The organism is Rhodanobacter sp. PCA2, from assembly GCF_013620825.1.
GTDB lineage: Bacteria > Pseudomonadota > Gammaproteobacteria > Xanthomonadales > Rhodanobacteraceae > Rhodanobacter_A.
The window spans coordinates 35,431-42,639 of the sequence record NZ_NJIC01000010.1; the positions used below are offsets into that span (position 1 = coordinate 35,431).

The window sequence follows — 7,209 nt, forward strand, 5'->3', positions numbered from 1 at the left end:
GCAGCATGCATCGTTGTGCGAACGGATGATAGCGTGTGCAGCTTGGAACGATCCAAATTTGGATGCAAGGGGGGTTGCACATGAACCGGCGTAGTCACCATTCCAGGGGCCTGATCGTGATGGCCGCGGCCCTGATGCTGACCTCCACCGCGGCGGCGGCTGCCGCCGGGCACGCGGCCGCGGTCGATCCGCGCATCGGCACGGGCGGCGACGGCCACACCTTTCCGGGCGCCACCGTACCGTTCGGGATGATCCAGCTCTCGCCCGACACCGCGATGCCGGATTTCAAGCACGCCTACAAGTGGGCTGCCGGCTACCAGTACGGCGACCCCACCATCATGGGTTTCTCGCACACGCACTTCTCAGGTTCCGGCCATTCGGACCTGGGCGACGTGCTGGTGATGCCCATCGCCGGCGCGGTGAGGCTGGACCCGGGCGAGGCGGACCAGCCGGGCAGCGGCTACCGTTCGCGCTTCAGCCACGCCAGCGAAACGGTGCAGGCGGGTTACTACGCGGTCACCTTGTCCGATTACGGCGTGCGGGCGGAACTGACCGCGGGGCGCCGGGTCGGCTGGCATCGCTATACCTTCCCCAAGGGCCAGCCCGCGCACCTGCTGCTGGATCTGCGGCCCAGCATCTACGACTACCCCGGCAAGGTACTGTGGTCGCGCCTGCGCGTGCGCGCCGACGGCACCGTCAGCGGCTGCCGCACCACCCGCGGCTGGGCGCCGGGGCGGGAGCTGTGCTTCGCGATGCGCTTCAACCAGCCCATGGTCTCGCGCACGCTGTACGACCGCGAGACGGACGTGGCCTACAAGGGTTTCAAGGGGCCGGGCTACCAGCCCGAGGATCATGACGCCGAGAACGGTCGCGCGCTGGAAGGCGTGTTCGACTTCGGCAAGCTGGACCGGCCGCTGCTGGTGAAGGTGGCGATCTCGCCGGTGAGCGACGCGAACGCCATCGCGAACCTCGACCAGGACGGCGCCGGCTGGGACTTCGACGCCCGTCGCGCCGAGGCCACCGCGGCCTGGGACAAGGCGCTGTCGGTGATCGACGTGTCCGGCACGCCCGCACAGAGCACCCGGTTCTACACCGCGCTGTACCACGCCATGCTCGCGCCCACGCTGAGCATGGACGTCAACGGCGAATACCGCGGCCCCGACCACGCCGTGCACAAGGCCGACGGCTTCGACTTCCATTCCAGCTGGTCGATGTGGGACGTCTACCGCGCCGAGGAGCCGCTGATGGTGCTGCTGCGGCCCGACCTCAGCACGCAGTTCATCCGCTCGCTGATCGCCGCACGGCAGGCCAGCCCGTTCGGCATCCTGCCGGTGTGGGCGTACCAGGGGCTGGAGACCTGGTGCATGATCGGCTACCACTCGGTGCCGGTGATCGCCGATGCCTACGTCAAGGGCGTGCGCGGCTTCGACGCGGAGCAGGCGCTGGACGCGATGGTGGCCAGCGCCACCTACGGCCCCTACGGCGACCTCGCGGATTACATGAAGCTCGGCTACGTGCCGATCGACAAGGAACCGGAAGCCGCGTCCAAGACCCAGGAGTACGCGTACGACGACTGGTCGCTGGCGCAGATGGCGAAGGCGATGGGCAAGACGAAGATCGCCAGCGAGTTCGACAAGCGCGCCGCGAACTGGCGCAACGCGTGGGACCCCGAAAGCCGCTTCATGCGCGCCAGGCTGAGCAACGGCCAGTTCCGCACCCCGTTCGATCCCACCTTCGCCGGCTACGGCAGCGACTACACCGAAGGCAACGCGTGGCAGTACTCCTGGTACGTGCCGCAGGACGTGGCCGGCCTGATCGCCGCGAACGGCGGCAACGCAAAGTTCGTCGCCCGCCTGGACGAGCTGTTCGACGCCAAGGTCGACCCCGCGCACTTCAAGAACGTGGAGGACATCACCGGCCTGATCGGCTGGTACGCGCACGGCAACGAACCCAGCCACCACATCGCCTACCTGTACGACTACGCCGGGGCGCCGTGGAAGACGCAGCAGCGCCTGAAGCAGATCATGGACACCCAGTACGCGGCGCGCCCGGACGGCCTCACCGGCAACGACGATCTGGGCCAGATGTCGGCCTGGTACATCTTCACCGCGCTGGGTTTCTATCCGGTCACGCCGGCCAGCGACGAATACGCGATCGGGCGGCCGTTCGTGCCGAAGGCCGCGATACATCTGGAGAACGGCCATACCTTCACCGTGGTGGCGGAGCATCTGGACGACGCCCACCCTTATGTCGGCCAGGTGTTGCTGAACGGCAAGCCGCTCGATCGCGTTTTCCTGCGCCACCGGGAGATTCTTGCGGGCGGCGAGCTGCGCTTCGTGATGCAGGCTGAACCGAACCGGCAATGGGGTACGGCCGTGGCGGCACGACCCGCGGCGATGAGTGTCTACACTCCGTGAAGGCACGCCCGCGGCCGGCCCGTCGGGCTGGTTGCGGGCGCCAAACCTGCGCAAAATATCCACAGCCGTGTACGGCCGACCGCTCCTCGACGAGAGTTGCCTATGCTGCGTGTCCAATGAAAGTCCATGGCTTGTTGAGCTGGCGTGTGGCCGGCCTGCTGGTCGCGATGGTCGTCATCGTGGCGCTGCCGTACGTCGCCACCCGGATGATGGTCGACGAGACGCAGCAGGCCAGCCTCTGGCTCAATCACGCCAGCACGATCAAGGCGCTCACCTACCGCATCGGCTACCTGGTCCGCGACAGCGAGGCGGCGACTTACCGCATCCTCGCCCATGACGGCGATGCCGCCACCGAGCGCCGCACTCTCCGCGCCAAGCAGGAAGTGCCGGCCATGCTGTCGCAGCTGCGTGGCCTGACCCGCGACAATCCCGACCAGCAGGCGCGCCTGGGATCGCTGGAGAGCATCACCAGCGGCCGCATCGTCCTGGTGGACCAGGCGCTGGTGCGGTTGCGGCAGGGCGATGCCGCGGGCGCGCGGCAGTCGTTGCGCGACACCGACGACCTGTTCCGCATGTACGGGCTGATCGACGGCATCGCGCAGGCCGAGGACCGCCTGCTCCACGCACGCTCCCTTGAGGCGCAGCAGCGGGTGAGGCACAGCCAGGTCGTGCTCGGGCTCACCGTGCTGGCGCAGCTGATCCTGCTGATCGTGGTGGTGACGTCGTCCGAGCGGCAGATCGGCAAGCGCCAGCTCGCGGAAACCCGCGAGGGCCGTGCGGTGCTGCGTGCGCAGATGATCGTGCAGGCGGTGCGCGAGCCGATCGCGCTGTTCGACGAGCAGTTGCGCAGCCTGCTGGTGAACGCCGCCTTCAGCGAGATGTACGGGCTGGACCCGAAGCATCAGCATGCCTTGCCGCTGCCGCAGATCGGCGACGGCGCCTGGAGCGACGGCGCGCTGCTGCAGCGGCTCAACGACGTGCTGCTGCGCAACCGCGAGCTGTGGGATTACGAGCTGGTCCAACGCACCGCCGACGGCGTGGAGCGGCACGTGGTGGTCAACGCGCGCCGCATCCAGCAGCAGGACAGCGATGCGCAGACCCTGTTGCTGACGGTGAGCGACGTGACCGCGCGCGCGCTGGCCGAGCACAGGGTCAGCGAACTGAACCACCAGCTGGAGGGCAAGGTGGCGCAGATCTCCGACGTCAATCGCGAACTGGAGGCATTCAGCTACTCCGTCTCGCACGACCTGCGCGCGCCGCTGCGCCACATCGCCGGTTTCGCCGGCAAGCTGCGCCAGCACCTGGGCGAGCGGGTGGACGATACCGGCAACCACTACCTGGACGTGATCGGCAGCTCGGCGCAGCGCATGGCGCAACTGATCGAGGACCTGCTGGTGTTCTCGCGCCTGGGTCGCGGCGCGCTGCGGCTGCAGCCGGTGGACATGCAATCGCTGGCCGAGGAAGCGCGCGTGCTGTGCGAGGCGGAGGTGCCCGGCCGGCGCATCGCCTGGACGATCGCGCCGCTGCCCATCGTGGTCGGCGACGAGAACATGCTGCGCACGGTGTGGCAGAACCTCATCGGCAACGCGGTCAAGTATACTGGCCGCCGCGAGATCGCCCACATCGCGGTGGATGTGCGGCGCGACCGCAACGGCGACTACGAATTCACGGTGAGCGACGACGGCGCCGGTTTCGACATGCAGTATGCCGACAAGCTGTTCGGCGTGTTCCAGCGCCTGCATCGCGCGACGGATTTCCCGGGCAACGGCATTGGCCTGGCGAACGTGCGGCGCATCCTCGCCCGCCATGGCGGCCGCGTCTGGGCCGAGGCGGAGCCCGACCGCGGCGCGCGTTTCCACTTTTCGCTGCCGGCGCGGGATCTGTCCCCGGCATCTTCAGGGGGGATTGCATGATCCACAACGATATTCGCACCATCCTGCTGGTCGAGGACAGCATGGCCGACGCCGAGATGTCGCTGGACGCGCTGAAGGACGCGAACCTCGCCAATCCGGTGGTGCACCTGCAGGACGGCGTGGAATGCATGGACTGGCTGCAGCGCCGCGGCGAGTGGGCCGGCCGTGTTCCGGGCGATCCGGCCGTGGTGCTGCTGGACATCAAGATGCCGCGCATGGACGGCCTCGAGGTACTCACCCGGATGCGCGCCGACGAGCGGCTGCGACGCGTGCCGGTGGTGATCCTGTCCTCGTCGCGGGAGGAAAGGGATCTCGCGCGCAGCTGGGATCTGGGCGTGAACGCCTATGTGATCAAGCCGGTCGGCGCGGACCAGTTCTTCACCGCGGTGCGGACGCTGGGCCAGTTCTGGGCGGTGTTGAACCAGGCCCCGGAGCAGGAGTAGGGCGTCAGCCGCAAGACGAGAGGGAGGCACTATGCACGGTTCGCTCGGCAGCGACGCACGCCCGATCCGGGTGTTGCTGGTGGAGGACGACCGGAACGATGCCGAGCTGATGCTGGTCGAGCTCGACAACGACGCCATTGCGTACAAGGCGCGCCTGGTCGACAGCGAGAACGCCTACCTTGCCGCACTGCGCGAGTTCGCGCCCGACATCGTGCTGTCCGACCTCAGCCTCCCGGACTTCTCCGGGCAGCGCGCGCTGGAACTGCTGCGCTACGGCGACGCGGACCTGCCCTTCATCTACGTCTCCGCCACGTTGGGCGAGGAGGCGGCGATCGAGGCGCTGCGCACCGGCGCCACCGACTACATCCTCAAGCAGAACCCCGCGCGCCTCGCCAGCGCGGTGCGCCGCGCCCTGGCGGAGGCGGCGGAACGGCGTGCCCGGCAGCGCGCCCAGGCCGAGCTGATCCGCTCGCAGCGATTCGAGAGCCTGGCGATGCTGGCCGGCGGCCTCAGCCACGACCTGCGCAACCTGCTGCAGCCGCTGCTGCTGGCCGGCGAAAGCCTGCGCGACCATGCGGGGGACCCGCAGCTCGCGCGCCTGGGCATGCTGGTGCGCGACTGCGGCAAGCGCGGGCTGGAGATGGTGCAGTCGATGCTGTCCTTCGCCCGCGGCGCGCGTCGCGCCGAGCAGGTGCGGCTGGGGGCGCTGATGGACGCGCTGTCCCTGCTGCTGCAGGGCAGCGTGCCGCGCACCATACGCATGGAGATCGTGGTCGACAACCCCGACCTGGTGTTCGCCGGCAACCATACCGAGCTGCAGCAATGCCTGCTCAACCTGTGCCTCAACGCGATCCAGGCGATGCCGGACGGCGGCGAGTTGCGCATCGAGGCCGTGCAGCTGCGGCTCGCCCCAGATTTCTTCCTGCCGGAGGAACAGTCGAATCCCGGGCGCTATCTGCGCCTGGGCGTGGTCGACAACGGCCCCGGCATGGGCGACGCGGTGCTGGCGCGGCTGTTCGAGCCGTTCTTCACCACCAAGGAGCACGGCACCGGCCTGGGCCTGCTGTCCTGCCGGCGCATCGTGACCAGCCACGGCGGCGTGATGCGGGTGGACAGCGCGCCGGGCCGCGGCACCCGCTTCGACTTGTACATGCCGCTGCAGGAATTGGCCGCGGAAGAAACCGTGGCGACCGGTGGCGACAACGAGACCCTCGAGGGCGCCGCCGAGTGCGTGCTGGTGGTGGCCGAGGCGGCCAGCGAACTGTCCCTGATCAGCGACACGCTGGATGCCTGGGGCTACCAGACCAGCGCCAGCCAGAGCGGCACTGCCGCGCTGCAGTGGATAAGCGCGCACGGCCTTCCCGACCTGGTGCTGATGGATGCCGACATGAACCTGTTCACCAGCGCGCGCACGCTGGCCGCGCTGATCGACCAGGGCTACACGGGTGCGGTGGTGATGCTGGTGCGTCCCGAATCGCCGCCGAAGCTCGACGAACTGCCGCACCTGTCGCGGCTGCATCTGCTCGAGAGGCCGGTGACCACGCGCAAGCTGCTGCGAACGTTGAGGCTGGCGCTGGCGGGCGCCTGAGGCTCAGGCTTTCCCCTTGAGGGGGGCGCGTCGCTCCCTCTCCCCTCCGGGGAGAGGGTTGTGGTGAGGGACCGCGCTTGCCATGGAGTTTCTGTTTGCCGTGTCGGCTCCTGGAAGTGCGGTTTCGAGCGCCCTATGGGCGCCCGAGTTCCTTTCTCTTTGCGTGCCCAAAGAGAAAGGAACCAAAGAGAAACGGCACCCCGATGGCGCGCCCTACGCCCATCCATGGGCTCCGGGTGCGCGGGCGGGTTACGGGGTTTTCCGACGGCACCTCCGTGTGCCGGCGGAAAACTGGCCCGCATCCCTGCGGGCCATCCTGCGGACTTTCCTTCACCCGCCCGCCGCGCCATAGGGGCCCCGGTAAAGCAGCGCGCTCCCGGCGCGCAGAAGCAACAGCAGGCCACGGCCAAAGCACAGCCAGAGCCAAGGATGGCCGGATCAATCGACTGCCTGCTCGTCATTCCTGCGAAAGCAGGAATCCAGTGCCTTTGTGTTCCGAGGCGTGCAGGCACTGGATCCCTGCTTTCGCAGGGATGACGAGCAAAATCAAAAGCGAAGCGCGGCGATCTCGCTGCGCTTCGCTGTTGCTGTTGCTGTTGCTGTGCTGTTGCTTCTGGCGCGCATGATGCGCGCCTGCTCTTACGGGGGCCCCTCGGCGGCGGTGAGTCGCGGACGATCAGGCCGCGCAGCGGGCGTTGCCAGGGACGGCAACGCCTTTTCGCGCGGGCAGGAGCCCGCTCGAAAAGCCCGGCCCCACCTCACGCACTTTCCGTCCATGGATGGACGGAAAGCGCCAACCGGGGTGCCCTTTCTCTTTGGCTACTTTCTCTTTGGGCACGCAAAGAGAA

Annotated in this window: 5 protein-coding genes; all 5 read left to right on the plus strand. The window is 68.2% G+C overall.

From position 1 onward, the window contains the following. The first annotated feature begins 80 nt into the window (after window positions 1-80). Complete coding sequence (locus PCA_RS03915; RefSeq protein ID WP_181301197.1) at window positions 81-2,417, plus strand: GH92 family glycosyl hydrolase; 2,337 nt, start codon at window positions 81-83, stop codon at window positions 2,415-2,417. Between the two features lie 116 nt (window positions 2,418-2,533). Then, on the plus strand, window positions 2,534-4,330 hold the full coding sequence (locus PCA_RS03920) for an ATP-binding protein (protein ID WP_181301198.1): 1,797 nt from the start codon (window positions 2,534-2,536) through the stop codon (window positions 4,328-4,330). Beyond that, the gene (locus PCA_RS03925) at window positions 4,327-4,773 is read left to right on the plus strand and encodes a response regulator (RefSeq protein WP_181301200.1); all 447 of its coding nucleotides are present in this window, start codon (window positions 4,327-4,329) and stop codon (window positions 4,771-4,773) included. Before PCA_RS03920 ends, PCA_RS03925 begins: the two co-directional genes overlap by 4 nt. A gap of 31 nt (window positions 4,774-4,804) precedes the next feature. Further along, the gene (locus PCA_RS03930) at window positions 4,805-6,361 is read left to right on the plus strand and encodes a response regulator (RefSeq protein WP_181301202.1); all 1,557 of its coding nucleotides are present in this window, start codon (window positions 4,805-4,807) and stop codon (window positions 6,359-6,361) included. Window positions 6,362-6,863: 502 nt separating this feature from the next. After that, on the plus strand, window positions 6,864-7,209 hold a 346-nt coding region (locus tag PCA_RS17355), incomplete at its 3' end, for a hypothetical protein (RefSeq protein WP_219918520.1).